We start from the raw sequence: 25,235 nt of genomic DNA on the forward strand, positions 1-25,235 counted from the left end.
CAGGGGGGGCGTGCCTGCCCCGGCGGCCTCAGGCCGAGCCGTTGGCCAGCATGCGGCGCAGGTAATGCATGAGCTGGGAGACTTCGTCGGCCGAAAATCCGCGCAGGTGATGGTTGAGCGAGCGGGCGATGTTGGCCGGGATCTCGCGCGCCTTGGCCTCTCCCAGTTCGGTGAGTTCGATCTTGACCACGCGGCGGTCTTCCTGGCTGCGCGTGCGCCGCAGCAGGCCCTTGGCCTCGAGGCGGTCCAGGGCGCGGGTCATGGCGCCGGTGTCCATGCCGTTGAGCCGGGCCAGCTCAGCCGGCGTGTCGGCGCGGCCCAGGTACACCAGCGCGATGGGGCGCCATTGCATGGCGGTGAGATCCAGCGGCGCCATTTCCTGGTCCAGCATGCGGTTCAGGGAATGGTGGACCTGCTTGATCAGGAAGCCGGCGTTTTCCTCCATCATGCAGCGGGTATCGCTGCGGTAGTGGACGGGGGTATCGGGCGTGGAAGGAGGAGGCGGCGCGGCATTCATGCGCCGAATTTTACTGCCTAGTCAGTTATTGTCAAGGTTGTGCTTTCATGGCAGCCTCTGCCTGCGCGCCTGCCGGGGGCTGCTTGCGCAGGCCCGACCAGACGATGGCGGCCACGATCAGCGCGGCCCCGGCCATCATGCGCGGCGTGGGCTGCTGGCTGAACAGCGCCCAGGCGAAGGCGATGGCGTAGACCGGCTCCAGCGCGATGACCAGCCCGGCGCTGCGGGCGTTGAGCCGCGTCAGGCTGGAGACGAACAGGTAGTGCGACAGCCCGGTGCAGAAGATGCCCAGCAGCGCCAGCCAGAACAGGTCCAGGGCCGGCAGCGCGGGCAGCTGGCCGGCGGCGAACGGCAGCAGCACCAGCGCCACGACCAGGTTCTGCCAGCAGGCCACCTGCATCGGGTCCATGCCCGAGGCCGAGCGGCGGTTGCTCAGCGCCAGCAGCGCGAAGCTCAGGCCCGACAGCAGGCCCCAGGCCAGGCCGATGGTGCCCTGGTCGGCCAGGTCGAACGAGGGCGTGACCAGCACCAGGCCGGCGGTCACCAGGCCCAGCAGCAGCCATTCGGCCAGCCGGATGCGTTCGCGAAACAGCAGGCCTTCGAACAGCGTGATGAAGGCCGGAAAACTGGCGAAGCCCAGCGTCGCGATGGCGATGCCGCCGACCTTGACCGAAATGAAGAACGTGACCCAGTGCACCGCCAGCAGCACGCCCGCCACCACCAGCACGAACAGCTGCGCCGGGGTCAGCGCGCCCAGCAGGGGTTTGCGCCGCATGCGGGCGAAAACGCCCAGCGCGAGCACCGCGAACACGGCGCGTCCCAGCGTGATGACGGCGGCGCTGGCCTGGATCAGTTCGCCGAAGACGCCGGTCAGGCCGAAGAGCACGGCGGCGATGTGGATGTAGGTCAGGGCGCGGTGTCTGGTCATGCGAGGCAGGTTGGAATGCATGGAAGCGGGGCGCCGGCACGAGAAAAGTATGGCGCCGAGCGTGCATTTATTTTTGCACTGAACATAAAATCATCGCATGAATCGCCTTGCCGAGTTTTCGCCGTTTTCCCGTCCCTCCAGCCGCGCGGCCGGATTCATCATGGCAACCCTGGGCGCGGTGCTGTTTTCGGCCAAGGCCATCGTCGTCAAATTCACCTATCGCTACGGCATCGACGCGGTCACGCTCATCGCGTTTCGCATGCTGTTCGCCATGCCGTTCTTCGCGGCCGTGGCCTGGGCCCAGTCGCGCCGCGCCGCGCGCGGCGAGATCGTGCGCCTGACGCCCAAAGAGCGCCTGCAGGTCTGCGTGCTGGGGCTGCTGGGTTATTACCTGTCGAGCTTCCTGGACTTCCTGGGGCTGCGCTACGTCACGGCCAGCCTGGAGCGGTTGATCCTGTTTCTCTCGCCCTCGCTGGTGGTGCTGCTGTCGGCCTTCTGGTTCAAGCGCCCGATCGAGCGCCGCCAGTGGATGGCCATGGTGCTGTCCTACGCCGGCGTGGTGCTGGTGTTCGCGCACGATCTGTCCTTCGGCGGAAGCGAGGTCTTCCTGGGGTCTTTATTCGTTTTCGGGTCGGCCGCAAGCTATTCTGTGTACCTGATCTGTTCGGGGGAACTGGTCAAGCGGATCGGCGCGACGCGGCTGGTGGCCTATGCCATGACGGTCTCGTGCGTGGCCTGCATCGTTCAGTTCTTCGCCGTGCATCCGCCGTCCATGCTGATCCAGCCGGCGGGGGTCTACGGCTATTCCGTGATCCACGCCACGCTCAACACCGTGGTGCCGGTGTTCATGCTGATGTGGGCGGTGGCGCTGATCGGCGCGCCCACCGCCTCGCTGCTGGGCATGGTGGGGCCGGTGTCGGTGCTGTTCCTGGCCTCATGGTTCCTGCACGAGCCGATCACGGTGTGGCAGATGGCAGGCACGGTCCTGGTGCTGGCCGGCGTGTTCGCCTTGATGGGGCGCGCGGCGCCCGCCAAGCGGGGCGAGGCGCGGCCAGAGCGTTGAATCCGGTTTTTGTCGCTTAGTTCGCATTATTTCCATTGAAAGGAGGCCCGCATGGCCAGCAATCTCGTCAAGGCAATTCGTATCGAGCAGCACGGTGGTCCCGAAGTCCTGAAGCTGGCCGAGGTGGAGGTTCCGCCGCCCGCCGCCAACGAAGTCACCATCCGGCAGCACGCCGCCGGCCTGAACTTCATCGATATCTATTACCGCACGGGCTTGTATCCGCACCCGCTGCCCCACGGGCTGGGCTTCGAGGGCGCGGGCGAGGTGACCGCGGTGGGCGCCGACGTCAAGCACCTGAAGAAGGGCGACCGCGTCGCCTATGGCCAAAGCCCCATCGGCGCCTACGCCGAGGCGCGCAACGTGCCCGCCGCCCAGGTCGTCAAGGTGCCCAAGGGCATCGGTTTCGACGAGGCCGCCGCGCTGATGCTCAAGGGCCTGACCGTGCAGTACCTGTTCCGCCAGACCTACCGCCTGCAGGGCGGCGAAACCATTCTGTTCCACGCCGCCGCCGGCGGGGTGGGCCTGATCGCCTGCCAATGGGCCCGCGCGCTGGGCGTGAAGCTGATCGGCACGGTCTCCAGCCCCGAGAAGGCCGAACTGGCCCGCGCCAACGGCGCCTGGGAAACCATCGACTACTCGCGCGAAAACGTGGTCGAGCGCGTGCTGGAACTGACTGGCGGCAAGAAGGTGCCGGTGGTCTATGACGGCGTGGGCAAGGACACCTGGGAAACCTCGCTGGACTGCATCGAGCCGCGCGGCCTGATGGTCAGCTTCGGCAACGCCTCCGGCCCGGTGTCGGGCGTCAACCTGGCGACGCTGAACCAGAAGGGCAGCCTGTACGTGACCCGGCCCTCGCTGGGCATCCACGTCAACACGCTGGCCAAGCTGCAGGCCGCTTCCGAAGAACTGTTCGACCTGGTCCTGAAGAAGAAGATCAAGGTCCGCATCGACCAGCGCTACACGCTGGAACAGGCGGGTGAAGCGCAGACGGCGCTGGCCGGGCGCAAGACCACGGGCGCGACGGTGCTGATGCTGGATTGAGGCGGGGATGACGGCGCGCGGCCCCGGGCAGGGGCCGCGCGGGACCGGCAGGGGCGCGACTCCGCGTTCCTGCCGGTTTTTTTTTCGCGCCCGCCGTGCGCAGAATGACAAATCGCCATGCACGGCCCGACAAGCCAGCCGCAGACACCGTTGCTATTCTGGCTCCGACCTGTTCGCTGGAGTTCCGAATGCCTGCTGCAAGCGTTTCCTCTGCCGTTCCCGCCGATCGCCCGGAACTGGGCGCCATCAGAGAGTCCATGCTGATCGACGGCGAGCCCGTGCGCGAAGGGCAGGGCCAGCCCATCGCCGTGCACGATCCCGCCACTGGCCAGGTGATCGCGCACCAGCCGGACGCCGGTCCCGCCCAGATCGACCAGGCGGTGCAGGCCGCCAGGCGCGCATTCGACGCCGGGCCCTGGCGCGATATGCTGCCCGCCGGCCGCGAACGCCTGCTGCTGAAGCTGGCGGACCTCGTCGAGCAGCATGGCGACGAGCTGGCCCGCCTGGAAACGCTCAACAATGGCAAGCTGCTGGGCGTGGCGCAGGCGCTGGAAGTCGGGTCCGGCGCGCAGTGGCTGCGCTACATGGCGGGCTGGGCCACCAAGATCACCGGCGATACGCTGTCGCTGTCCATTCCGTTTCCGCCGGGCGTCCGGTACAGCGCCCAGACCTTGCCGCAGCCCGTGGGCGTGGTCGGCGCGATCATTCCCTGGAATTTCCCGCTGCTGATGGCGATCTGGAAGATCGCGCCGGCGTTGGCGGCCGGCTGCACCGTGGTGCTCAAGCCCGCCGAGGAAACCCCGCTGACCGCGCTGCGTCTGGCCGAACTGGTGCTGGAAGCGGGTTTCCCGCCCGGCGTGGTCAATGTCGTGACGGGCCGCGGTGAAACGGCGGGCGCGGCGCTGGTCGCCCATCCCGGCGTCGACAAGATCGCGTTCACCGGCTCCACCGAGGTGGGCAAGCTGATCGGCCGCGCCGCGATGGACGACATGAAGCGGGTGTCGCTGGAGCTGGGCGGCAAGTCCCCGGTGATCGTGCTGGACGATTGCGACGTCGACCGCGCCGTGCAGGGCGCCGCCGCCGCCATTTTCTTCAACCAGGGCCAGGTGTGCACGGCCGGCTCGCGGCTCTACGTGCAGAAGGGCTTGTACGCCAAGGTCGTGCAGGGGCTGGCCGACCTGGCCGCCGGTATGAAGCTGGGCTCGGGCTTCGATCCGGCCACGCAGATCGGTCCGCTGGTTTCGGCGCGCCACCAGCGGCGCGTCATGGACTACATCGGTCTCGGGCGCGCCGAAGGCGGCCAGGTGCTGGCGGGGGGCGCGGCCGGCGAGGGCCAAGGCTATTTCGTGCAGCCCACCGTCTTTGCCGGCCTGCGATCCGACGCAAGAATCGCGCGCGAAGAGATTTTCGGGCCCGTGGTCGTGGCGCAGCCCTTCGACAGCCTGGACGACGCCGTGCGGCTGGCCAACGACAGCGCCTTCGGCCTGGGCGCGAGCCTGTGGAGCAATGACCTCGGCCGCGTCCAAAGCCTGATTCCGCGCATCGACGCCGGCACCATCTGGGTGAACACCCACAACATGCTGGACCCGAACATGCCTTTCGGCGGGTTCAAGCAATCCGGCATTGGCCGCGAGCACGGCCGCGCCGTGCTGGATCTGTACCTGGAGAAGAAGTCGGTCTGCATGGCGTACTAACAACGGCGGCGCGGCCCAAACCGGGAGATACCGGTGGCCGCGCCGTCACGGAACCAAGGGGAAATACATGGCAGGCAGCAGGCTTTGCCGGACCCGCGCGCGCGCCGCGCTGCTGTTGGCCTGCGCGGGGGCGTCGCAGGCGGCATGGGCTGGAGATCCCAGCGCGCGCGATTGGATACCCGCGCCGGTGGGCACCAATCTCGTCGCAGGCTATCTGGCGGGGCTGCGCTCGTCCGGGCTGTACGCCGAAGGCAAGCGGGTGGGAGGCGCCTCGGTGGACGTTAACGCGCTGGTGTATCGCCAGATGCATTACCGGGAGTTTTACGGCAAGACGGTGCAGCTCGAATTCATCGTGCCGATGTACCGCACGTCGATGGAGCTGCCGGGCGCGCCGGGCGACCACCAGACAGGCATAGGCGACCTGACGCTGGGGTCGGCGATCTGGTTCTACAACAATGAGCAGACCAGAACCTGGTTCGCCTGGGAGCCGTTCATCGTTGCGCCGGTGGGCCGCTACGACGGCTCGCGGCCCGATGTCTCGCCCGGGAAGAACCGCTGGTCGACCATCCAGGATTTTTCCTTCGTGAAGGGGATAGGCGAATCCACCTATCTCGAAGCCATCGCGGAAGTGGAGATCTATGGCCGCAACACCGACTGGTATGGGCAGACGCTGAAGAAAGATCCTTCGTTCCGCTTTTTCGCCCTGGCGTCGACCAACCTGACGCCCGACACCTATACCGGGGTGCGCTATCGCTACGAAACCGGCGGGCGGGAGACCTCCTCGGGCGAAACCGTGGCCACCAGCGCCCGCAACCACCAGTTGGCCGTCGAGCTCACGCACCAGATCAACGACGCCAACCAGATTCAGATGCAGTACATCCACGACCTGAAGGTCGAGAACGGGCCGCGCATGCGCGGCGTGCAGCTGCGCTATGTCTACGCGTTTTAAGGCCTGTGCGTGGCTGCTTTCAGCGTCGGCAGGCCCAGGGAGATCCGATCATGAGACGAGGAGAATATCGATGAATGCGCTACGCGCCAGATCATGCGCATCGCGGGCGGGACAGTGGGCGCTGTGCGCCGCCCTGGCCGCCGCGGCCGGGCTCGCCCGGGCGGACCTGCCGGTGGAGGAGCTCAAGGGCGGCGCCCGCCTGCCGCCTGCCACGCCTCACCGGCTGTATGTGATGGATGCCGTCTTCAATCACCTGGTGGACAGCCGGATCAACATCTACGACGGCGACACCCGCAAATTCCTGGGGCTGGTGCCCACCTCGTTCAACGGTCACATGACCGTGTCCGCGGACGGCAAGGACATCTACGTGATGACGACCTACTACGAACGGCTCAACCGCGGCAAGCGGACCGACCTGATCGAAGCCTGGGACGCCGAGACGCTGACGCCCAGGTTCGAGGTGCCCATCCCGCAGAAGCGCGCGCAGGCGCTGAACTACCGCAACTACCTGCGCCAGAGCACCGACGGCGGGCTGCTGTTCGTGCAGAACGCCACGCCGGCGTCCTCGGTCACGGTGGTGGATTTGAAGACGCGCCAGTTCACCGACGAAATCACGGCCGCCGCGGGATGCTGGAGCATCATCGTCCTGCCGTCCCGCCCGCGCAGCTTCGCCAGCATCTGCGGCGACGGCGCGCTGCTGACCGTCGACCTGGACGCGGCCGGCAAGCCGGCGGGCCAGCAGCGCAGCCAGCCGATGTTCGATCCGGAAAAGGACCCGGTCTTCACGCATACCGAGAACCTCGGCAACACGTTCTATTTCGTCTCCTACAACGGCAACGTGTACAGCGCGGATTTCAGCGGCCAGGACGCCGTCTTCGGCAAACCCTGGTCCCTGCTGGACGCGTCGGGCAAGGACCAGGGCTGGCGACCCGGCGGCTACAACCTGCTGGCCGTGAACCAGGCAAGCAAGCGGCTCTACGTCGGCATGCATCCGAACGGCGCCGAAGGCTCGCACAAGACGCCCGCCTCCGAGATCTGGGTCTACGACCTGTCCACGCACAAGCGGGTGGCGCGGGTGCCGGGCAGGAATGCACTGTCCATGTCGGTATCGCAGGACGAGGCGCCGCGCCTCTACACGCTGGACGGCGGCAACGTGAACGTCTACGACGCAGCGCCGGCCGCGCCCGTTCTCAAGGGAACGATCGAGGGCGCGGGCGAGACTGCGCTGCAGGTCGAGCCGCAACCCTGGAGGGCGCCATGAACGATCCCGTACTGCTCTATGCCGCGAGCGCGGCGCTGGCCTGCGTGCTGCTCCTGGGCGCGCTGGAAAAACTGCGGGACATGGCGCGCTTCTCCGCGGCGGTGTCGGCCTACCGGATCCTGCCCGAAAGCTGGAGCGGTGCGTTCGCATGGGCCTATGCGCTGGCCGAGGCCGTGGCCGGCGTCCTGTTGCTGGCGCCGCCGCGCCAGGCGGCGGGGGCGCAACTGACGCTGCTGGTGCTGGCGACGGCCACCGCGGCGCTGGCGTTCAACTTGCTGCGCGGCCATCGCGACATCGATTGCGGCTGCGGCGGTCCGGCCAGCGGCACGGGACGGGGCGGGCAGGGCGGCGCGGGGCTGTCCTGGTGGCTGGTCCTGCGCAACGCGGTCCTGGCGTCGTGGACGGCGCCCGCGCTCCACGCCGCGGCGGGTGGCTCTCGCGGCCTGCAATGGGTGGACGCCGCCGCCGTCTTCGGCCTCGCGATCTCCGCGGTGGCCCTTTATTACACCGCCAATCACCTCTTGGCCTCGCATCTCAAGCTGCGGAACCTTTGAAGGAGTTTCACATGGATGCCTTGATCATTTCCAATTTCCTGCTGTGGGGCGTGGTGCTTTGCCTGGTGCTGGTCATCCTGGCCCTGTCGCGGCAGATCGGCGTGCTGTACGAACGCGTGGCGCCGATGGGCGCGCTCACGATGGACAAGGGCCCCGGCGTCGGCGAACCGGCGCCGCGCTTCGAACTTGCCGACCTGCTGGGCCGGCGCATCGTCGTGGGCGAACGCGGGCAGCACAGCCAACTGCTGTTCTTTCTGTCGCCGACCTGCCCGGTGTGCAAGAAGCTGCTGCCGATCCTGAAATCGGTGGCCGCCACCGAAAGCGCCTGGCTGCGCATCGTGCTGGCCAGCGACGGCGAAATGCCCGAGCATCTGGCGTTCTACAAGCAGGCGGGACTGGAGCGTTTTCCGTACCTGCTGTCGACCGAACTGGGCATGAAGTTCCAGATCAGTAAGCTGCCCTACGCCGTGCTGATCGACGAAACCGGAACGCTGCGAGCGAAGGGCCTGATCAATTCCCGCGAACAGCTCGAAAGCCTGTTCACGGCCAAGGAACTGGGCGTGGCGTCGGTGCAGGAGTTCCTGGCCGCCGGCGCGCTGGAAGAAACCCGGATTTCCCGCAAGGAGAGCGGCAATGCACTGGCTGGATAAACTCGGAGAGCGCGCCACGCGCTCGGTCGCGCACGCCACGTCCCGGCGCAGCGTGCTCAACCGCATCGGCAAGGCGCTGGTGGGAACGGCTTTCCTGATGCCGGTGCTGCCCGTGGCGCGCTCGGCGCCGGCGGACCCCAAGAAGCCGCAGATGGACGACACCGCCTGCGACTACTGGCGCTATTGCGCGGTGGACGGCTTTCTGTGTTCCTGCTGCGGCGGCAGCATGACCTCGTGCCCGCCGGGCACTTCGCCTTCAGCCGTGTCGTGGGTGGGAACCTGCCACAATCCGCTGGACGGCAAGGACTACCTCATCAGCTACAACGACTGCTGCGGCAAGGCGGCTTGCGGGAAGTGCATGTGCGCTTCCGCCGAGCGCGAGCGCCCCGGCTACCAGATGTTCCTGCACAACGACGTGAACTGGTGCATGTCCAACGAATCGTCCATCTTCCACTGCACCACCTCCGTGATCGTGGGACTGGCCAAGACGAAGCCGAAGCCATGAGCCGGGGGCTGGGGCGGCGGGGGGCGGGATGGCGGCGGCATTGCGTCGCCGCCGTCCTGTTGTGCGCGGCGCGGGCCGTGGTCGCGCAAGGCGTCGCTCCCGACGGTTCCGCGGCGGCGCAGTTGCGCCAGGACGCGCGGGCCGATTACGTCCTGCAGTGCGCGGGCTGCCATCGCGTGGACGGCCGCGGCAGCAGCCGCCACGGCATTCCCGATTTCCGGGGTTCCGTCGGCGCTTTCGTGCACTTGCCGGCGGGCCGCGAATACCTGATCCGGGTGCCGGGCGCCGCGCAATCCCAGTTGAGCGACGCCGAACTCGCGGCGGTGCTGAACTGGCTGCTGGAAAGTTTCAGCGCCGCGCAACTGCCCGCGGATTTCCGTCCCTACACCGAACAGGAAGTGGCGGCGGCGCGGCGGCGCCGCTACGAGGACGTGGTGCCGGTGCGCCACGGGCTGGCGCAGGCCTTGTCGAAGCAGGGTTTCGACCTGGCCGAATATTCCTACGGGAGCGACAGAAAACCCTAGCGGGGCGGCTGTCTTAGGGGTTGTTACCGATGTTCCCGTCCCGCCGCCCGATGCTAGAAAGAGGCAGCATTCCGGAGTCGCCATGTCCCAATCCCTTTTGCGCAGCGCGCCCAGGCACTTCCTGGATTGCGCCAGCTGGCAGGAAAGTGTCAGCGATACCTTTGTTCCCCTGGAAGTATCCGCCGTGTTCCCCGCGCGTTTCCGCAACAGCGTGGCGGTGGACTCACTGGGCTGGATGCAGGTCAGCGAGCTGCGCAGCAGCGCGCAGCGCGTGCGCCGCAGCAAGCTGCTGGCCGACCAGTCGGTCGCGGCCGGCTACAAAGTGACGCTGCAATTGTCCGGCCGCAGCGAAATCCACCAAGCCCGGCGCAGCGCCTTGCTGACCCCGGGCGAATGGGGCATCTACGACACCACCCGCCCATACGAGATCGAGGTGGACGACGGCGCGCATTTCCTGGTGATGCAGGTGCCCGGCAAGCATGTCGAGGCCTGGGAGCCTTTCATGCGCAATGCCGTGGCGCGCCGCTTCAGCGCCCGCCAGGGCTGCGGCCGGATGGCCATGGACCTGCTGCGGGTGGCGTTGAACGAGCACGCCAACCTGTCGGAGAGCGCGTCGCGCGACGCCGCCAATGCGATCTTGCAGATGATGGGCCTGAACATCAGCGAACAGGCCGGCGCGCTGGCCGAGCAGGACCAGGTCGAACTGCGCCAGGCGCAACTGCGCCGCGTGCAGCAGCACATACTCGAAAACCTGCATGATCCGGCCTTGTCTCCGGCCAGCGCGGCGGCGGCCTTCCGGGTGTCGCGGCGGTATCTGTACAAGCTCTTCGCGCAAGCGTCCACCACGCCCGCCGATTTCATCCTCAGCGCGCGGCTGGAGCGCTGCCGCGACACGCTTTGCGACGCAGCGCAGTCCGCCCGGCCGATCGGGGACATCGCCTATCGCTATGGGTTTTCGGACGCCGCGCGCTTCAGCCACGCGTTTCGCAAACGCTACGGCGTGTCGCCGTCGGAATACCGGCGCCAGGAACGCTAGCGCCGCGGCCGCTCAGAGCGACTCTTCGTTGATCAGCTCTTCCTTGCCGTAGAACTTCACGCCGATGTGGATGCGGTCGCGGCCTTGCGAGCGGCGGTGGCGGTTGGTGTCGCGCAGCGAATAGACGCAGCCGCAGTATTCCTGCTGGTAGAAGTTCTCGCGCTTGCTGATTTCGATCATGCGCGACGAGCCGCCGCCCTTGCGCCAGTTGTAGGTCCAGTAGATCAGGTCGTCGTAGCGGGCCGCGGCGCGTTCGCCGCAGCCGTTGATCTGGTTCATGTCCTTCCAGCGCGAGATGCCCAGCGAGCTGGTGATGGTGTCGAAACCGTGCTCGTGCGCGTACAGCGCGGTGCGCTCGAAGCGCATGTCGAAACAGACCGTGCAGCGTTCGCCGCGCTCGGGCGCGTCTTCCAGGCCCTTGACCCGTTCGAACCAGTTGTCCATGTCGTAGTCGGCGTCGATGAATTCGATGCCGTGCTGTTCGGCGAAGCGGATGTTCTCCTGCTTGCGGATTTCGTACTCTTTGACCGGATGGATGTTCGGATTGTAGAAGTAGATCGCGTAATCGATGCCCGAGGCGGTCATGGCCTCCATGACTTCGCCGGAGCAGGGCGCGCAGCACGAGTGCAGCAGCACCTTGCGGCGGCCGGCGGGCAGATCGAGTTTGGGGCGCACGAGGTCGGACATGGCTGGCAAACGGAAAAATGCGGAAAAGTCCTTATTTTACGACGAGTTGCCGCCAGACGCGCCCGCACGGGTTCATCCGAGCACGGCCGCCCACAGTTCGCGCACGGCGGCGCGTTCTTCCTGCAGCTGCTCGGGCGGCACGCGGGCCTTTTCCACGCCCTGCAACCGCAGCTGGTGCTGGACGCGGCGCAGGGTGCGATAGGCATCGCCGGCGCGGGCGGCCAGCGCCGGCTCGATCAGGCCGGCCTCGCCGGCCAGGCGCAGCAGCGCGATATTGCCCAGGTTGCGCACCAGCTGCGGATGCGTGCCTGAGTGGCACAGCACCAGGTACTGGGTGACGAATTCCACGTCGACCATGCCGCCGCGGTCATGCTTGAGGTCGAACAGCGGGCCGGTGTTGGGATGGCCGGCGTTGATCTTCTCGCGCATCGCCAGCACTTCGTCGCGTAGCGCCGCGGCGTCGCGCGGCATCACCAGGATGTCCTCGCGGATGCGTTCGAAGCGCTCGCCGATGCCGGCGTCGCCGGCGGCATGCCGCGCGCGGGTCAGCGCCTGGTGCTCCCAGGCCCAGGCGTGCTTGTGCTGGTACTGCTCGAAGGCCTCGACCGATACGGCCAGCAGGCCGGCGTCGCCGTCCGGGCGCAGGCGCAGGTCGACCTCGTACAGCCGGCCCGAGGACGTCATGGTCGAGAGCCAGGAGGTCATGCGCCGGCCCAGCTTGGCGTAGACCTCGGCGGCGTCCTCGCGGGTGTCGTCGAACAGGAACACCAGGTCCAGGTCGGAGGCGTAGCCCAGCTCCTTGCCGCCCAGCTTGCCGTAGGCGATGACGGCGAAGCGCGGTTCGGCGCCCGGCACCCGGTTCACCAGCGGCCAGGCGCGGCGGATGGTTTCGTTGAGCAGCACGTCGGCCAGCGCGGACAGCTGGTCGGCCAGCTTTTCCACGGTGAGCTCGCCCTCCAGGTCCTGCGCCAGCAACTGGAAGCTGGCCTGGCGCTGCACGTCGCGCATGAGGTTCATCTGGCGTTCGATATCGGGCTCGCCGTCGGGCAGGCGGCAGGCGTCCAGGTCCGCGCCGAGCTGGCGCGCGATCTGGGCGAAGTCCAGCGGCTCGAACAGCGTGCGCCAGTCGATCAGGCTGTCGAGCAGCAGCGGATGCTGGGTCAGGTACTGGGCGGCCCAGGGGCTGGCGGCGACCATGCGGGCCACGCGGGCCAGGGTGTCGGGATACTCGGCCAGCAGGGCCAGGTAGGCGCTGCGCTGCGCGATTTTTTCGATCAGGTCGAACAGGCGCACCGTGGCCTCCAGCGGCGCAGGCGTCTGCAGCGCGGCGCGCAGCGCCGAGGGCAGCAGGATGTCCATGCGCTTGCGGCTGCTCTCGGGCAGGCTGCGGATGCGGTGGCTGTTGAGCAGGGTCTCGGTGCGGCGCAGCAGGTCCTGCGCGGAATCGCCGAAGGCCTGGCGGATCTGTTCGCCCAGCTCGCAATTGCCGTCCGGCGTTTCCAGGCAGCCGGCGGGTTCGGCGGCGCCGGGCGCGGGCGCCGGCTCCTCGGTCTCGCCCATGCCCATGATGCGGAACACATTGCGGAAGGTCTGCGAGACGAACTCGCGGTGCGCCGCCAGCGTGGTTTCGAAGTCCTGCGGGCTCATGCCCAGGGCGGCGGCCAGCTCGGCGCGCTGGGCGGGATCGCCGGGCAGCAGGTGGGTCTGCGCGTCTTCGCGGTATTGCAGGGCGTGCTCGGTGCGCCGCAGATAGCGGTAGGCCTGCTCCAGGCGCCGGACGTCGTCCTCGGGCATCAGGCCGGCCGCGCGTTCGGCCTCTAGCGCTTCGAGCAGGCCGCGCTTTTGCAGCGCCGGCATGCGGCCGCCGCGGATCAGCTGGGCCACCTGCACCACGAATTCGATCTCGCGGATGCCGCCGTCGCCCAGCTTGATGTTGTTGGCGCTGTCGATGCCGCTGCGCGCGTGGGCGCGGCGCTGCCAGTCCTGGCGGATGCGCTCGCGCAGCGCGCGCAGGGCGGCCAGGGCGTCGAAATCGAAATACTTGCGGTACACGAAGGGCACGCGCAGGCTTTCGAGCTGGCGCGCCTGCGCGGCGCTGTCGCTGCCGTCGAAGGCCTGGGCCGGAATCAGCCGCGCCTTGAGCCAGGCATAGCGCTCCCATTCGCGGCCCTGGCCGATCAGGTAGTGCTCCAGCGCGTCCAGGCTCCAGGCCAGCGGGCCGGAGTCGCCGTCGGGACGCAGCCGCAGGTCGGTGCGGAACACCTGCCCGTTGGCGTCGACCTCGGACAGCACCGGCATCATGCGCCGCGTCAGGCGGCCGTAGAACTCGTGGTGGCTGATGCGGCGCGGCCCGTCGGTTTCGCCTTCTTCGCCATACAGCATGATGAGGTCGATGTCGGAGGACACGTTCAGTTCGCAGCCGCCGAGCTTGCCCATGCCCATGATCAGCATTTCCTGCGGCTTGCCGGTGGCCGGGTCGCGCGGCACGCCATGCACGGCCGCGAGTTCGGCCGCCACGCTGCGGTAGGCGGCGGCCACCGCCAGGTCGGCCAGGGCGGTCATGGCGCCCACCACCTCTTCGAGCGGCGCCTGCCCGGCCAGGTCGCGCACGATCAGCACGTTGAAGACGCGTTCGCGCAGCTTGCGCAGCACCATGCGGCAGGATTCCACCGGCAGCGTGTCCGGCGCGTCCGGGCCGGCCAGCTCGGTTTGCCATGCTTTGATGCGGGCGGGCGTGAGCGGCTGCTGCACGGCCTCGGCAAGCCAGGCGGCCAGGTCGGGATGGGCATCGAGGCGGCGGCGCAGGTGGCCGGACCAGGCGAGGGCGGGGTCGAGCAAAACGGGCGTGGACATGGCGAAATTGGCGGCGAAATGGGCGCGTTTCAGGTATAAGTGGGGACGATACCGCAAGACCATTATCCTGCCCACCGATCCGTGTCAGCTTCGAAAAATTCCCCCACGCCGGACCCGCAATCGGGGCCTGCCGCCGGCCGCGCGTCCTGGTGGGGCGGCGCGGCGGCCAAGAAACTGCTGTGCGCCCTGTTCTGGGTGACGCTGGCCGTCTATGGCGTCGCCGCGCTGGGCGCGCTGGGCGTGCGCTACTGGGTGCTTCCCAGGATAGACCAATGGCGTCCGCAGATCGAGGCCTACGCCAGCCGGGCGCTGGGCTCGCGCGTGGAGATCGGCGCCATCGAAGCGGACTGGCAGGGGCTCAATCCGCGGCTGGACCTGAAGGCCGTGCAGGTCTACGACGACGAACCGGACCCCGTGCTGGCCCTGCCGTCCGTCTCCGCCGTGCTGGGCTGGCGCAGCATTCTGGCCTTGTCGCCCAAGCTGGTGAGCCTGCAGGTCGAGCGGCCCGAAATCACGCTGCGCCGCGACGCGGACAATCATCTATGGGTGGCCGGCCAGGACATCGACCTCAACACCAGCGACCACCGTTCGGACCTGGATCATCCCGCGCTGCGCTGGCTGGCCGCGCAGCGCGAACTGCGCGTGCGCGGGGCCACGGTGCGCTGGATCGACGGGCTGCGCCAGGCGCCCGAACTGACGCTCGAAGGCGTGGACTTCCTGGCGCGCAACGGCAGCCTGTCGCACCGCTTCGTGCTGCGGGCCGCGGCCGGTGACGCGCTGGCGCGCAAGATCGAACTGCGCGGCGAGTTCAACCGCAGCCTGCTGGCGCTGGGCGGCGCCAATGCCGGCGGTTGGAGCGGGCAGCTCTATGCCCAGGTGGACGACGCCGAGCCGCTGGCCTGGGCGCCCTGGATCGAACCGCCGGAGATCGCGGGGCGCATCAGCGCGCGCGCCTGGCTGCAGCTGGAAAAAGGCAAGTTCACCGCGCTGACCGCGGACGCCGCGGTGCGCGGCCTGCGCTGGTCGGCCGCGGCCGACGGCCCCGGGTTCGCGGCGGATTACGCGCAGGCGCGCGTGCAGGGCCTGCCGGGCGACTTCGTACAGATCGAGGGCGTGCCGCTGGCGCGCAGCCCGGGCGCGGCCGCCGTCTCGGTCGACGGCCGCGCCGAGCAGCTGGCCGTGACCCTGCCCGGCGTGTTCGCCGAGCCCACGCTGAAAGCGCGCGACGTCGCGCTCCAGGCCAGCACCAAGGGGCCGGACGCCGAGCACTGGTTCGTCGACATCGCGCAGCTGCGGCTGGCCAATGACGACATCGACGCGCGTTTCCAGGGACAGTGGCAGCCCGAGGGCAAGACGGCGGCAGGCAGCGTGGACCTGCGCGGCACCATGGTGCGCGGCTCCATGCCGGCCATCCACCGCTACCTGCCGCTGGAGGTCAACGCGGACGCGCGCGAATGGCTGGCCACCGGCCTGCCGGCCGGCGAGATGCAGTCGGCCTCCATCACGCTCAAGGGCGACCTGGACGATTTTCCCTACGGCAGCCCCGGGGCCCAGGGCGAATTCGTCATTGCCGGCGCCTACACCGGCGCCAAGGTCGACTACGCGCCGGCGCGCGGCCACCGCAAGGGATGGCCGGTGCTGGAGAACCTGGCGGGCAACTTCCGCATCGACAAGGTCAGCCTGACGCTGGACAGCGCCGGCGGCGCGCTGGCCCACGTGGGGCCGGGCCAGACCGTGGCGCTGGGCGCGGTCTCCGCCACCATTCCCAACATGGAGGAGAACTCCGAACTGTTGCTGGACGGCGAGACCTCCGGCTCGGTGCCGGCTTATCTGGCGCTGGCGGCGAATTCGCCGCTGGGCGAATTGCTGGACGGCGCGTTGGAAGAGGCGCGCGGCAGCGGCGACTGGCGCGTGGGCCTCAAGCTCAAGGTGCCGCTGCTCAATACCGACGACACGCAGGTGCAGGGGCGCATCCAGTTCGCCGACAACAGCTTCACCTTCATGCCGGAAATGCCGCTGCTCAGCCAGATGCGCGGCGAGCTGGCGTTCTCGGAAAAAGGCGTGGAGACCAAGGAAGTGCGGGCCCAGTTCCTGGGCGGTCCGGCGCGGATTTCCGGCCGCCTGGCCAAGGGGTCGGACGCGCTGCGGTTCGAAGGCACGCTGGCCGGCTCGGCGCTGACCCAGCTGAGCAACACGCCGTCCATGTCGCGCTTTTCGGGCAAGGCGGCCTACAAGGGCAAGGTGGGCTATCAGCGCGGCGGGGCGGTGGATATTTCCGTGGAGTCCGACCTGGTCGGCATGGCGATCGACATGCCCGCGCCGGTGGGCAAGCCTGCCCAGAGCGCGCAGACGCTGAAGGTAGAGTGGTCGCCCGCGCAGGACCGCGGCGCCTCGAACCGGCGCTGGCTGACGGCCAGCCTGGGCGACGGCGTCAACGCGCTGTTCGAGCGCGCGCCGTCCGAGGGCGAGCGTTCCTATTTCACGCGCGGCGCGCTGGGCATCGGCCGCCCGGCCAGCCTGCCGGAGCGGGGGCTGAGTCTGAACGCGGCGCTGCCGGAACTGGACATGGACGCCTGGGAAGACGTGGCCGACGGGTTCAGCCCGGCCGCCGGCAAGAGCGCAGGCAAGAGCCGCGCCGCCTCGCGCCCGATGCTGCCGCAGCCCGAGCGCATCAGCCTGGCCGCCGGCAAGCTGCGCACCGGCGGTTTTACCCTCAACGACCTGACGCTGTATGCGACCCGCCCCGGCCCGGCGCAGTGGCGCGTGGACCTGCAATCGCGCCAGGCCGCCGGCACGCTGGAGTGGCGCGAGGCCTCCGGCGCCATCGCCGGGCAGATCACGGCGCGCCTGAAGCACCTGGCGCTGGGCGGCGAAGGCGATGACAACGACGCCGACGAGGCCCTGGCCTCGGGCAGCGACCTGTCGGACATTCCGGCGATCGACCTGCAGGCGCAGGAATTCCGGCTGTACGGTAAGAATCTGGGCGCGCTGCAGGTCCAGGGCGCCAATCTGGAGCGCGGCCGCCAATGGCGGCTGGACAAGCTCTCCATCACCAATCCGGCGGCCTCGCTGAACGCCACCGGCAACTGGCGGCTGCAGGGCGCGGATCGCGGGCTGACGGTGGACGCTTCGGTGAAGTACGAGGACGTGGGCAAGTTCCTCGACAGCATCGGCTTCGAGAAAGTGGTGTCGGGCGGGCAGGGCACCATGAAGGGCCAGGCCACCTGGCGCGACTTGCCCTGGACCCACAAGATCGAAAACCTGACCGGCGAGGTCGACGTCAGCCTGGACAAGGGCCGCTTCATGCACGTCAATTCGCGCACCGCGCGGCTGCTGGAGCTGTTGTCGCTGCAATCGCTGCAGCGGCTGGCGCGGCTGGACGTGAACCCGACCAACCTGCTGCGCGACGGCTTTCCCTTCGACACCATCCGCGGCCGGGTCAAAGTGGCCGAGGGCGTGGCGTCCACCGAAGGCTACAAGATCAACGGGCCGGTCGCCGCCATCGTGCTGGCCGGCGGCGTCAACATCATCCGCGAACGCTGGGACCTGAAGGCGGTGGTGATCCCCAACCTGGACGCCAGCGGCGCGGCCATGGTGACGGCGCTGGCGGTCAACCCGCTGATCGGCCTGGGGGCCTTCGTCACGCAATGGCTGCTCAAGCAGCCGCTGGCGCGCGCCATGACCATGGAATACGCCGTCACCGGCGACTGGGACGACCCCAAGATCGAGCCGATCGAAACGTCCGCCAAGCCGCTGGCGGACAAGCCGGCCAAGCCTGGCAAGCAGCCCGAGACGCCGGGCCTGCTGGAGGAATTCCTGGGCGGCAACTAGGCCGGCCGCAATGGAAAGGGGCCCCCAAAGAAACGGGGGCCCCAAAAGAAACGGGTGCCTCAAGACCCGGGCCGCACGGATCCGGCTCCGCCGGTCCGTAGCGGCGCCCCCCTGGGGGGGAAGCGCGCAGCGCTTCGGGGGGGGGGGATTATTTCTTTTTCATCATGTCGAAGAATTCGGCATTGGTTTTGGTGGCGCGCATCTTGTCCAGGATGAATTCCATGGACTGGACTTCGTCCATGTCGTGGATGAACTTGCGCAGCACCCAGACCTTCTGCAGCAGGTCCGGCGCGATCAGCAGTTCTTCGCGGCGGGTGCCCGACTTGTTCAGGTTGATCGAGGGGTAGACGCGCTTTTCGGCCAGGCGGCGCTCGAGGTGGACTTCGGAGTTGCCGGTGCCCTTGAACTCTTCATAGATGACTTCGTCCATGCGGCTGCCGGTTTCGATCAGCGCCGTGCCCAGGATGGTCAGCGAACCGCCTTCCTCGAGGTTGCGGGCCGCGCCGAAGAAGCGCTTGGGACGTTGCAGCGCGTTGGCGTCCACGCCGCCGGTCAGCACCTTGCCGGAGGCCGGCACCACGGTGTTGTAGGCGCGCGCCAGGCGGGTGATGGAGTCCAGCAGGATCACCACGTCCTTCTTCATTTCGACCAGGCGCTTGGCCTTTTCGATGACCATTTCGGCGACCTGCACGTGGCGCGTGGCCGGTTCGTCGAAGGTCGAGGCCACCACTTCGCCGCGCACGGTGCGCTGCATTTCGGTCACTTCCTCGGGGCGTTCGTCGACCAGCAGGACGATCATGACCGCGTCGGGGTAGTTGGTGGTGATGGCGTGCGCGATGTGCTGCATCATCACCGTCTTGCCGGACTTGGGGCTGGCGACGATCAGGCCGCGCTGGCCCATGCCGATGGGCGCGAAGACGTCGAGAATCCGGCCGGTGAGGTTTTCTTCGCTCTTGATGTCGCGTTCGAGGCGGATGACGCGGTTCGGGTGCAGCGGCGTCAGGTTCTCGAACATGATGCGATGCTTGATCGCCTCGGGCGCCACGCCGTTGACCTTGTCCACCTTCACCAGCGCGAAATAGCGCTCGCCGTCCTTGGGCGTGCGCACTTCGCCTTCGATCGAGTCGCCGGTGTGCAGGTTGAAGCGGCGGATCTGCGAAGGCGAGATGTAGATGTCGTCGGTGCTGGCCAGGTACGAGGTCTCGGGCGAGCGCAGGAAGCCGAAGCCGTCGGGCAGGACTTCCAGCACGCCGTCGCCGAAGATCTGCTCGCCCTGCTTGGCGCGCCGTTTCATGATGGCGAACATCAGTTCCTGCTTGCGCAGGCGGTTGGCGTTCTCGATTTCCAGGCCGGCGGCCATTTCCAGCAGCTGCGAGACATGCAGCGCCTTCAGTTCGTTGAGGTGCATCGCGGTGAGTGGTGGGGGAAAAGTAAAGAAGGGTTCTGGCGGCGCGCCACGGACGGGCTCGCGCGGTATTGAATGAGCGCCGCCACCGGGGCGGCGCCTTCGTTCACAGCACGCAGTTTACAACGCGCCGTCCAGGAATGCGGTGAGTTGCGACTTGGACAGCGCGCCGACCTTGGTGGCGGCGGCCTGGCCGTCCTTAAAGAGCATGAGGGTGGGAATGCCACGGATGCCGTACTTGGCGGCGGTGTCCTGGTTTTCGTCCACGTTCAGCTTGGCGACCGTCAGGCGGCCGGCGTATTCGGTGGCGACTTCTTCCAGGATGGGGGCGATCATCTTGCAGGGGCCGCACCAGGCAGCCCAGTAATCCACCAGCACAGGCTGGCCGGACTTCAACACATCGGCATCGAAGCTTGCGTCACTGACGTTCTTGATTTGGTCGCTCATGATGGTGATTCTCGGGTTCGGCAGCAAAGGGCGCGTAAAACAGGGTCCGGAAGGAAAAAGGGTCCGAAGAGATGCGCCTTGCGGTTGTTCTTGTTTGTGGCAATGGACTAAAGCATACCACTGTCAATAACAACAGGCATACCACTGGAGATAACAACAGGGTTTGCCGGATTTGTGTAGGATGTTGCGGCGCAGTTGTCGCGATCCGGGCCGAGGGCCCCGATGCGCCGGTTGCCACTGTCATCATCCTACCGAATTCGGAGGTGGTCAGGTCGTGCGCATCCCACCGGGAGCCGCGCAGAACCTGGGCTTATCCGTAAAATGTCGGTTTTTTTCCACAGATGTTGGGGATAACTTGGCCACTCCACGTTACACCGAGGCGTCCATTCGCGTCCTGAAGGGGCTGGAGCCCGTGCGCCAGCGCCCGGGCATGTACACCCGAACCGAAAACCCGCTGCACGTCGTGCAGGAGGTCATTGATAACGCCGCAGACGAGGCATTGGCCGGCTACGGCAAGCAGATCCAGGTCACGCTGCACGCGGACGGCAGCGTTTCCGTCGAGGACGACGGGCGCGGCATTCCCGTGGGCCTGCATCCCGAAGAGAACGCGCCCGTGGTCGAGCTGGTGTTCACGCGCCTGCACGCCGGCGGCAAGTTCGACAAGGCCGGCGGCGGCGCCTACGCCTTCTCCGGCGGCCTGCACGGCGTGGGCGTGTCGGTCACCAACGCCCTGGCCACGCGGCTGGAGGTGGTGGTGTGGCGCGACGGCGCCGTCAACCGCCTGGTCTTCAAGGGCGGCGACGTGGCCGAGCCCCTGGCGCCCTACGACCAGGGCGGGCGCAAGAAGTCCGGCACCCGCGTGCGCGTCTGGCCGGACCCCAAGTATTTCGACAGCCCCAATATCCCGCCGGGCGAGCTGACGCACCTGCTGCGCAGCAAGGCCGTGCTGCTGCCCGGGGTCAAGGTCACGCTGGTCAACGAAAAGACCGGCGACACCAAGACCTGGCAGTACCAGGACGGCCTGCGCGGCTACCTGTCCGAGGCGCTGGCCGGGGCCGAGCTGATGGTGCCGTTCTTCGAAGGCCAGCAGTACGCCGGCGCCGACCACGAGAACTTCGCCGAAGGCGAGGGCGCCCAGTGGGTGGTGGCCTGGACCGAAGACGGCAACGCCGTGCGCGAGTCCTACGTCAACCTGATTCCCACGCCGGCCGGCGGCACCCACGAATCCGGCCTGCGCGAAGGCCTGTTCGGCGCGGTCAAGGGCTTTGCCGAACTGCACAGCCTGCTGCCCAAGGGCGTGAAGCTGCTGCCCGAGGACGTGTTCGCGCGCGCCAGCTTCGTGCTGTCGGCCAAGGTGCTGGACCCGCAGTTCCAGGGCCAGATCAAGGAGCGCCTGAACAGCCGCGACGCGGTGCGCCTGGTGGGCGGTTTTTCCAAGAGCGCGCTGGACCTGTGGCTGCACAGCAATGTCGAATACGGCAAGAAGCTGGCCGAGCTGGCCATCCGCCAGGCCCAGGCGCGCCAGCGCTCGGCGCAGAAGGTGGAAAAGCGCAAGAGTTCGGGCGTGGCCGTGCTGCCGGGCAAGCTGACCGATTGCGAATCCAGCGACGCCTCGCGCACCGAAGTGTTCCTGGTCGAGGGCGACTCGGCCGGCGGCTCGGCCAAGATGGGCCGCGACAAGGAGTTCCAGGCCATCCTGCCGCTGCGCGGCAAGGTGCTGAATTCCTGGGAAGTGGACCGCGACCGCCTGTTCGCCAACAACGAGATCCACGACATCTCGGTGGCCATCGGCGTGGACCCGCACGGTCCGGGCGACACGCCCGACCTGTCCGGCCTGCGCTACGGCCGCATCTGCATCCTGTCGGACGCGGACGTCGACGGCTCGCACATCCAGGTGCTGCTGTTGACGCTGTTCTACCGGCACTTCCCCAAGCTGGTCGAGGCCGGCCACGTCTTCGTGGCCAAGCCGCCGCTGTTCCGCCTGGACGTGCCGGCCCAGGGCAAGCGTCCGGCGCGCAAGATCTACTGCCTGGACGAAGGCGAACTCGAGGCCGCGCAGGACAAGCTGCGCAAGGAAGGCGTGCGCGAAGGCGCCTGGGCCGTGAGCCGCTTCAAGGGCCTGGGCGAAATGAATCCCGAGCAGCTGTGGGAAACCACCATGAACCCGGACACGCGCCGGCTGCTGCCGGTGGGCTACGGCGACCAGACCCCCGAAGACACCACCCGCATGTTCGACATGCTGATGGGCAAGGGCGAGTCCTCGCAGCGCCGCGCCTGGATCGAGGAAAAGGGCAACCTGGCGGAGCTGGACATCTGATGGCCGCATCCGGAGCTGCCCGCATGGACGTCGACCTGACGGCCGACGACTACGCCGACTTCGCCGTCTACGTGTACAAGCGGCCCGAGCTGCGCCGCCGCCGCTACCGCTCGCACCTGCGCTTCGCGATCCTGATGATCGTGGCGCTGCTGGCCTATCTGGTCTGGCAGACCTGGGACGGCAAGGGGCCCGACTGGGCCCGCATCCTGCCCGTGTATTTCGAGGGGCTGGCGGTGGGGCTGGGCATTCTCGCGGTGCTGGCGCTGGCCTATGAATACGTGCTGCCGGCGCTGGTGCGCAAGAACACCCGGCGCATGCTGGCGCGGCAGCCCGACGAGCTGTTCCTGGGCCGCCACCGGCTGGAGTTCGGCCCCGACGGCGTCTCGGATTTCACCGCCGCCGCCTCCGGGCGCATGGCGTGGTCCGATGTGCGGCGGGTCGAGGAAACCCCGGACCATCTCTATGTCATTCTCGGCACCTTGCAAGGCGTGATCATCCCCAAGCGCGGACAGGACGCCGCCACGCTGGAGGCGGTGCGCGCGCAACTTCGCGCGCACGTGGCCGACACGCAACTGATGCCGTCCGCGCCGGCGCGCTGACGCCGTTTCGATGAATTTGTCTACCTGAAACCATCATGACCGACAGCAATCAACCCGGCCTGTTCGACGCCACCCCGCCCGACGGCGAGGGCGACGCCGCCATCACCCTGGCGCGCTACGCGGAACAAGCCTATCTAGACTATGCCGTATCCGTGGTGCGCGGCCGCGCCCTGCCGGACGTGGGCGACGGCCAGAAACCCGTGCAGCGCCGCATCCTGTACGCCATGCAGGCGATGGGGCTGGGCGCCGGCGCCAAGCCGGTGAAGTCCGCGCGCGTCGTCGGCGACGTGCTGGGCAAATACCACCCGCACGGCGACCAGGCCGCCTACGACGCCATGGTGCGCATGGCGCAGGACTTCTCGCTGCGCTATCCGCTGATCGACGGCCAGGGCAACTTCGGCTCGCGCGACGGCGACAACGCCGCCGCCATGCGCTACACCGAAGCGCGCCTGACGCCCATCGCCAAGCTGCTGCTCGACGAGCTGGACGAGGGCACCGTGGATTTCGTGCCCAACTACGACGGTAGCCAGCAGGAGCCGCAGATGCTGCCGGCGCGCCTGCCGGTGATGCTGCTCAACGGCGCCTCGGGCATCGCGGTCGGCATGGCCACCGAAATCCCGCCGCACAACCTGCGCGAAGTGGCGCAGGCCTGCGTGGCGCTCATCAAGCATCCGCAACTGCCCGACGCCGAGCTGCACGCGCTGGTGCCCGGGCCGGACTTCGCCGGCGGCGGCCAGATCATCACCCCGCCCGAGGACATCGCCCAGATCTACGCGTCCGGCCGCGGTTCGCTGAAGGTGCGCGCCCGCTGGCAGTTCGAGGAAATGGCGCGCGGCCAGTGGCAGCTGGTGGTCCACGAGCTGCCGCCCGGCACCTCGTGCCAGAAGGTGCTCGAAGAGATCGAGGAAATCACCAACCCCAAGGTCAAGACCGGCAAGAAGAGCCTGACGCCCGAGCAGACGCAGGCCAAGGCGGTCATGCTGAACCTGCTGGACGCGGTGCGCGACGAGTCGGGCAAGGACGCCGCCGTGCGCCTGGTGTTCGAACCCAAGACTTCGCGCGTGGACCGCGACGAGTTCGTCAACACGCTGCTGGCGCAGACCAGCATGGAAAGCAGCGCCTCGGTCAACCTGGTGTGCATCGGCACCGACGGCCGGCCGCGCCAGAAGGGCCTGCGCGACATCCTGGTCGAATGGCTGGCGTTCCGCACCAATACCGTGGTGCGCCGCACGCGCTTCCGCCTGGACAAGGTGATCGACCGCATCCACGTGCTGGAAGGCCGCATGGTCGTCTACCTGAACGTGGACGAAGTGATCCAGACGATCCGCGAATCCGACGAGCCGCGCGCCGCGCTGATGGAGCGCTTCAATCTGTCGGAGCGGCAGGCCGAGGACATCCTCGAAATGCGCCTGCGCCAGCTGGCCCGCCTGGAAGGCTTCAAGATCGAGCAGGAACTGGCCGACAAGCGCGAGGAACAGCTGCGCCTGCAGGAGCTGCTGGACAATCCCGCCGCGCTCAAGCGCCTGCTGGTCAAGGAAATCGAGGCCGACGCCAAGCAGTACGGCGACGATCGCCGCACGCTGATCGAGACCGCCGAGCGCGCCGTGCTGGAGACCAAGGTGCTGGACGAGCCGGTCACCGTGATCGTGTCGCAGAAGGGCTGGCTGCGCGCCCGCCAGGGCCACGGCCACGACGCCGCGCAATTCGGCTTCAAGCAGGGCGACGATCTCTACGGCGCCTTCGAATGCCGCACCACCGACACGCTGATCGCGATGGGCGACAACGGGCGCGTCTATTCGGTGCCCGTCTCGGCGCTGCCCTCGGCGCGCGGCGACGGCCAGCCGGTGACCACCATGATCGACCTGGGGCCGGGCACGCGCATCGTGCACACCATCGCGGCGTCTCCCGACAGCCGCTGGCTGCTGGCCACGCGCGGCGGCTACGGCTTTGCGGCCAAGCTGTCCGACATGGTCAGCCGCCAGCGCGCCGGCAAGCAGTTCATCACGCTGGAAGAGGGCGACGCGCTGCTGCGCCCGGTGCCGCTGTTCAAGGGCGCCACCCAGCTTGCGCTGCTGTCGCACAAGGGCAAGTTCCTGGTTTTCGGCCTGGACGAGGTCAAGACCCTGTCGGGCGGCGGACGCGGCACCATCCTGATGGGCCTGGACGCCTCCGACAAGCTGGACCAGACCGTGCCCATCGGCGCGGGCGGCCTGCGCGCCGCCGGCATCTACCGCAACAAGCACACCGAGGACATCCTGGCCGGCGAGGCGCTGGCGGTCTACGTCGGCAAGCGCGCCCGCAAGGGACGCGCGCTGGACGTGCGGCCCAAGCAGCCGGTGCTGTCGCCGGTGCTGGGCTGATTTTGAGTGGGGGG

At 68.0% G+C, this 25,235-nt stretch carries 20 protein-coding genes; 14 read left to right on the forward strand and 6 right to left on the reverse strand.

Annotated features, from left to right (window positions below; translation table 11 throughout):
* Nucleotides 1-28 precede the first annotated feature (28 nt).
* Nucleotides 29-517 carry a MarR family transcriptional regulator gene (locus A6B37_RS24880; RefSeq protein WP_102771776.1) on the reverse strand — a complete coding sequence of 163 codons (489 nt, stop codon included), beginning with the start codon at nucleotides 515-517 and terminating at the stop codon, nucleotides 29-31.
* 31 nt (nucleotides 518-548) lie between these two features.
* On the reverse strand, nucleotides 549-1,445 hold the full coding sequence (locus A6B37_RS24885; protein ID WP_111827280.1) for a DMT family transporter: 897 nt from the start codon (nucleotides 1,443-1,445) through the stop codon (nucleotides 549-551).
* 97 nt (nucleotides 1,446-1,542) lie between these two features.
* Between A6B37_RS24885 and A6B37_RS24890 the strand changes: the two genes are divergently transcribed.
* The 10 genes from A6B37_RS24890 to A6B37_RS24935 all read left to right on the forward strand — a co-directional run bounded on the left by A6B37_RS24890 (nucleotide 1,543) and on the right by A6B37_RS24935 (nucleotide 10,722).
* Nucleotides 1,543-2,508, forward strand: coding sequence for a DMT family transporter (locus A6B37_RS24890; protein ID WP_102771774.1), 966 nt, complete (start codon nucleotides 1,543-1,545; stop codon nucleotides 2,506-2,508).
* Nucleotides 2,509-2,559: 51 nt separating this feature from the next.
* The gene (locus A6B37_RS24895) at nucleotides 2,560-3,549 is read left to right on the forward strand and encodes a quinone oxidoreductase (protein ID WP_102771773.1); all 990 of its coding nucleotides are present in this window, start codon (nucleotides 2,560-2,562) and stop codon (nucleotides 3,547-3,549) included.
* A gap of 188 nt (nucleotides 3,550-3,737) precedes the next feature.
* Nucleotides 3,738-5,243, forward strand: coding sequence for a phenylacetaldehyde dehydrogenase StyD (styD, locus tag A6B37_RS24900; protein WP_111827220.1), 1,506 nt, complete (start codon nucleotides 3,738-3,740; stop codon nucleotides 5,241-5,243).
* A 67-nt stretch (nucleotides 5,244-5,310) separates the two neighbouring features.
* Nucleotides 5,311-6,192, forward strand: a complete 882-nt coding sequence (locus A6B37_RS24905) for a transporter (RefSeq protein WP_102771771.1) — start codon at nucleotides 5,311-5,313, stop codon at nucleotides 6,190-6,192.
* 70 nt (nucleotides 6,193-6,262) lie between these two features.
* Nucleotides 6,263-7,453: an amine dehydrogenase large subunit gene (locus tag A6B37_RS24910; RefSeq protein WP_111827221.1), complete on the forward strand. Its 1,191-nt coding sequence runs from the start codon at nucleotides 6,263-6,265 to the stop codon at nucleotides 7,451-7,453.
* On the forward strand, nucleotides 7,450-8,007 hold the full coding sequence (locus A6B37_RS24915) for a MauE/DoxX family redox-associated membrane protein (protein WP_111827222.1): 558 nt from the start codon (nucleotides 7,450-7,452) through the stop codon (nucleotides 8,005-8,007). Before A6B37_RS24910 ends, A6B37_RS24915 begins: the two co-directional genes overlap by 4 nt.
* Nucleotides 8,008-8,018: 11 nt before the next feature.
* Nucleotides 8,019-8,657 carry a methylamine dehydrogenase accessory protein MauD gene (mauD, locus tag A6B37_RS24920; RefSeq protein WP_102771768.1) on the forward strand — a complete coding sequence of 213 codons (639 nt, stop codon included), beginning with the start codon at nucleotides 8,019-8,021 and terminating at the stop codon, nucleotides 8,655-8,657.
* A complete protein-coding gene (locus A6B37_RS24925; RefSeq protein ID WP_111827223.1) occupies nucleotides 8,641-9,162 on the forward strand; it encodes a methylamine dehydrogenase light chain in 522 nt (173 codons plus the stop codon). The genes mauD and A6B37_RS24925 overlap by 17 nt, the downstream gene beginning before the upstream one ends.
* A gap of 77 nt (nucleotides 9,163-9,239) precedes the next feature.
* On the forward strand, nucleotides 9,240-9,686 hold the full coding sequence (locus A6B37_RS24930) for a cytochrome c (RefSeq protein ID WP_246842573.1): 447 nt from the start codon (nucleotides 9,240-9,242) through the stop codon (nucleotides 9,684-9,686).
* Between the two features lie 82 nt (nucleotides 9,687-9,768).
* Nucleotides 9,769-10,722, forward strand: a complete 954-nt coding sequence (locus A6B37_RS24935; RefSeq protein ID WP_102771765.1) for a helix-turn-helix domain-containing protein — start codon at nucleotides 9,769-9,771, stop codon at nucleotides 10,720-10,722.
* A gap of 12 nt (nucleotides 10,723-10,734) precedes the next feature.
* Here A6B37_RS24935 and A6B37_RS24940 read toward each other — a convergent pair whose 3' ends face one another.
* Both A6B37_RS24940 and glnE read right to left on the reverse strand, forming a co-directional pair.
* Nucleotides 10,735-11,409, reverse strand: coding sequence for an epoxyqueuosine reductase QueH (locus A6B37_RS24940; RefSeq protein WP_102771764.1), 675 nt, complete (start codon nucleotides 11,407-11,409; stop codon nucleotides 10,735-10,737).
* 72 nt (nucleotides 11,410-11,481) lie between these two features.
* A complete protein-coding gene (glnE, locus tag A6B37_RS24945; protein ID WP_102771886.1) occupies nucleotides 11,482-14,262 on the reverse strand; it encodes a bifunctional [glutamate--ammonia ligase]-adenylyl-L-tyrosine phosphorylase/[glutamate--ammonia-ligase] adenylyltransferase in 2,781 nt (926 codons plus the stop codon).
* 174 nt (nucleotides 14,263-14,436) lie between these two features.
* On the opposite strand from glnE, the gene A6B37_RS24950 reads away from it, so the two are divergent.
* Nucleotides 14,437-18,093: a YhdP family protein gene (locus A6B37_RS24950; RefSeq protein WP_111827281.1), complete on the forward strand. Its 3,657-nt coding sequence runs from the start codon at nucleotides 14,437-14,439 to the stop codon at nucleotides 18,091-18,093.
* 148 nt (nucleotides 18,094-18,241) lie between these two features.
* On the opposite strand, the gene rho is transcribed toward A6B37_RS24950, so the two are convergent.
* Both rho and trxA read right to left on the reverse strand, forming a co-directional pair.
* Nucleotides 18,242-19,501 (reverse strand): transcription termination factor Rho, encoded by a 1,260-nt coding sequence (rho, locus tag A6B37_RS24955; protein WP_043541410.1) that lies wholly within the window; start codon nucleotides 19,499-19,501, stop codon nucleotides 18,242-18,244.
* A gap of 117 nt (nucleotides 19,502-19,618) precedes the next feature.
* A complete protein-coding gene (gene trxA / locus A6B37_RS24960) occupies nucleotides 19,619-19,945 on the reverse strand; it encodes a thioredoxin TrxA (RefSeq protein ID WP_102771763.1) in 327 nt (108 codons plus the stop codon).
* 355 nt (nucleotides 19,946-20,300) lie between these two features.
* On the opposite strand from trxA, the gene parE reads away from it, so the two are divergent.
* The 3 genes from parE to parC are packed head-to-tail and all read left to right on the forward strand — an operon-like array spanning nucleotide 20,301 to nucleotide 25,221.
* On the forward strand, nucleotides 20,301-22,262 hold the full coding sequence (parE, locus tag A6B37_RS24965; RefSeq protein WP_168202330.1) for a DNA topoisomerase IV subunit B: 1,962 nt from the start codon (nucleotides 20,301-20,303) through the stop codon (nucleotides 22,260-22,262).
* The gene (locus A6B37_RS24970; protein WP_111827224.1) at nucleotides 22,262-22,861 is read left to right on the forward strand and encodes a YcxB family protein; all 600 of its coding nucleotides are present in this window, start codon (nucleotides 22,262-22,264) and stop codon (nucleotides 22,859-22,861) included. Before parE ends, A6B37_RS24970 begins: the two co-directional genes overlap by 1 nt.
* Nucleotides 22,862-22,896: 35 nt before the next feature.
* Entirely contained in the window at nucleotides 22,897-25,221 is a 2,325-nt protein-coding gene (parC, locus tag A6B37_RS24975) for a DNA topoisomerase IV subunit A (RefSeq protein ID WP_111827225.1), read from the forward strand.
* Nucleotides 25,222-25,235: the final 14 nt, after the last annotated feature.

This window comes from Achromobacter sp. HZ01, from assembly GCF_003267925.1.
Taxonomy (GTDB): domain Bacteria; phylum Pseudomonadota; class Gammaproteobacteria; order Burkholderiales; family Burkholderiaceae_B; genus Achromobacter; species Achromobacter pulmonis_A.

Bases quoted from the DNA above. Each gene is read 5' to 3' on its own strand.
- A6B37_RS24925 (WP_111827223.1), top strand. From the start codon at position 8,641: ATGCACTGGCTGGATAAACTCGGAGAGCGCGCCACGCGCTCGGTCGCG.
- A6B37_RS24970 (WP_111827224.1), top strand. From the start codon at position 22,262: ATGGCCGCATCCGGAGCTGCCCGCATGGACGTCGACCTGACGGCCGAC.
- A6B37_RS24890 (WP_102771774.1), top strand. From the start codon at position 1,543: ATGAATCGCCTTGCCGAGTTTTCGCCGTTTTCCCGTCCCTCCAGCCGC.
- parC (WP_111827225.1), top strand. From the start codon at position 22,897: ATGACCGACAGCAATCAACCCGGCCTGTTCGACGCCACCCCGCCCGAC.
- A6B37_RS24910 (WP_111827221.1), top strand. From the start codon at position 6,263: ATGAATGCGCTACGCGCCAGATCATGCGCATCGCGGGCGGGACAGTGG.
- A6B37_RS24885 (WP_111827280.1), bottom strand. From the start codon at position 1,445: ATGACCAGACACCGCGCCCTGACCTACATCCACATCGCCGCCGTGCTC.
- styD (WP_111827220.1), top strand. From the start codon at position 3,738: ATGCCTGCTGCAAGCGTTTCCTCTGCCGTTCCCGCCGATCGCCCGGAA.
- rho (WP_043541410.1), bottom strand. From the start codon at position 19,501: ATGCACCTCAACGAACTGAAGGCGCTGCATGTCTCGCAGCTGCTGGAA.
- glnE (WP_102771886.1), bottom strand. From the start codon at position 14,262: ATGTCCACGCCCGTTTTGCTCGACCCCGCCCTCGCCTGGTCCGGCCAC.
- mauD (WP_102771768.1), top strand. From the start codon at position 8,019: ATGGATGCCTTGATCATTTCCAATTTCCTGCTGTGGGGCGTGGTGCTT.
- A6B37_RS24880 (WP_102771776.1), bottom strand. From the start codon at position 517: ATGAATGCCGCGCCGCCTCCTCCTTCCACGCCCGATACCCCCGTCCAC.
- A6B37_RS24940 (WP_102771764.1), bottom strand. From the start codon at position 11,409: ATGTCCGACCTCGTGCGCCCCAAACTCGATCTGCCCGCCGGCCGCCGC.
- A6B37_RS24915 (WP_111827222.1), top strand. From the start codon at position 7,450: ATGAACGATCCCGTACTGCTCTATGCCGCGAGCGCGGCGCTGGCCTGC.
- A6B37_RS24905 (WP_102771771.1), top strand. From the start codon at position 5,311: ATGGCAGGCAGCAGGCTTTGCCGGACCCGCGCGCGCGCCGCGCTGCTG.
- A6B37_RS24935 (WP_102771765.1), top strand. From the start codon at position 9,769: ATGTCCCAATCCCTTTTGCGCAGCGCGCCCAGGCACTTCCTGGATTGC.
- trxA (WP_102771763.1), bottom strand. From the start codon at position 19,945: ATGAGCGACCAAATCAAGAACGTCAGTGACGCAAGCTTCGATGCCGAT.
- A6B37_RS24895 (WP_102771773.1), top strand. From the start codon at position 2,560: ATGGCCAGCAATCTCGTCAAGGCAATTCGTATCGAGCAGCACGGTGGT.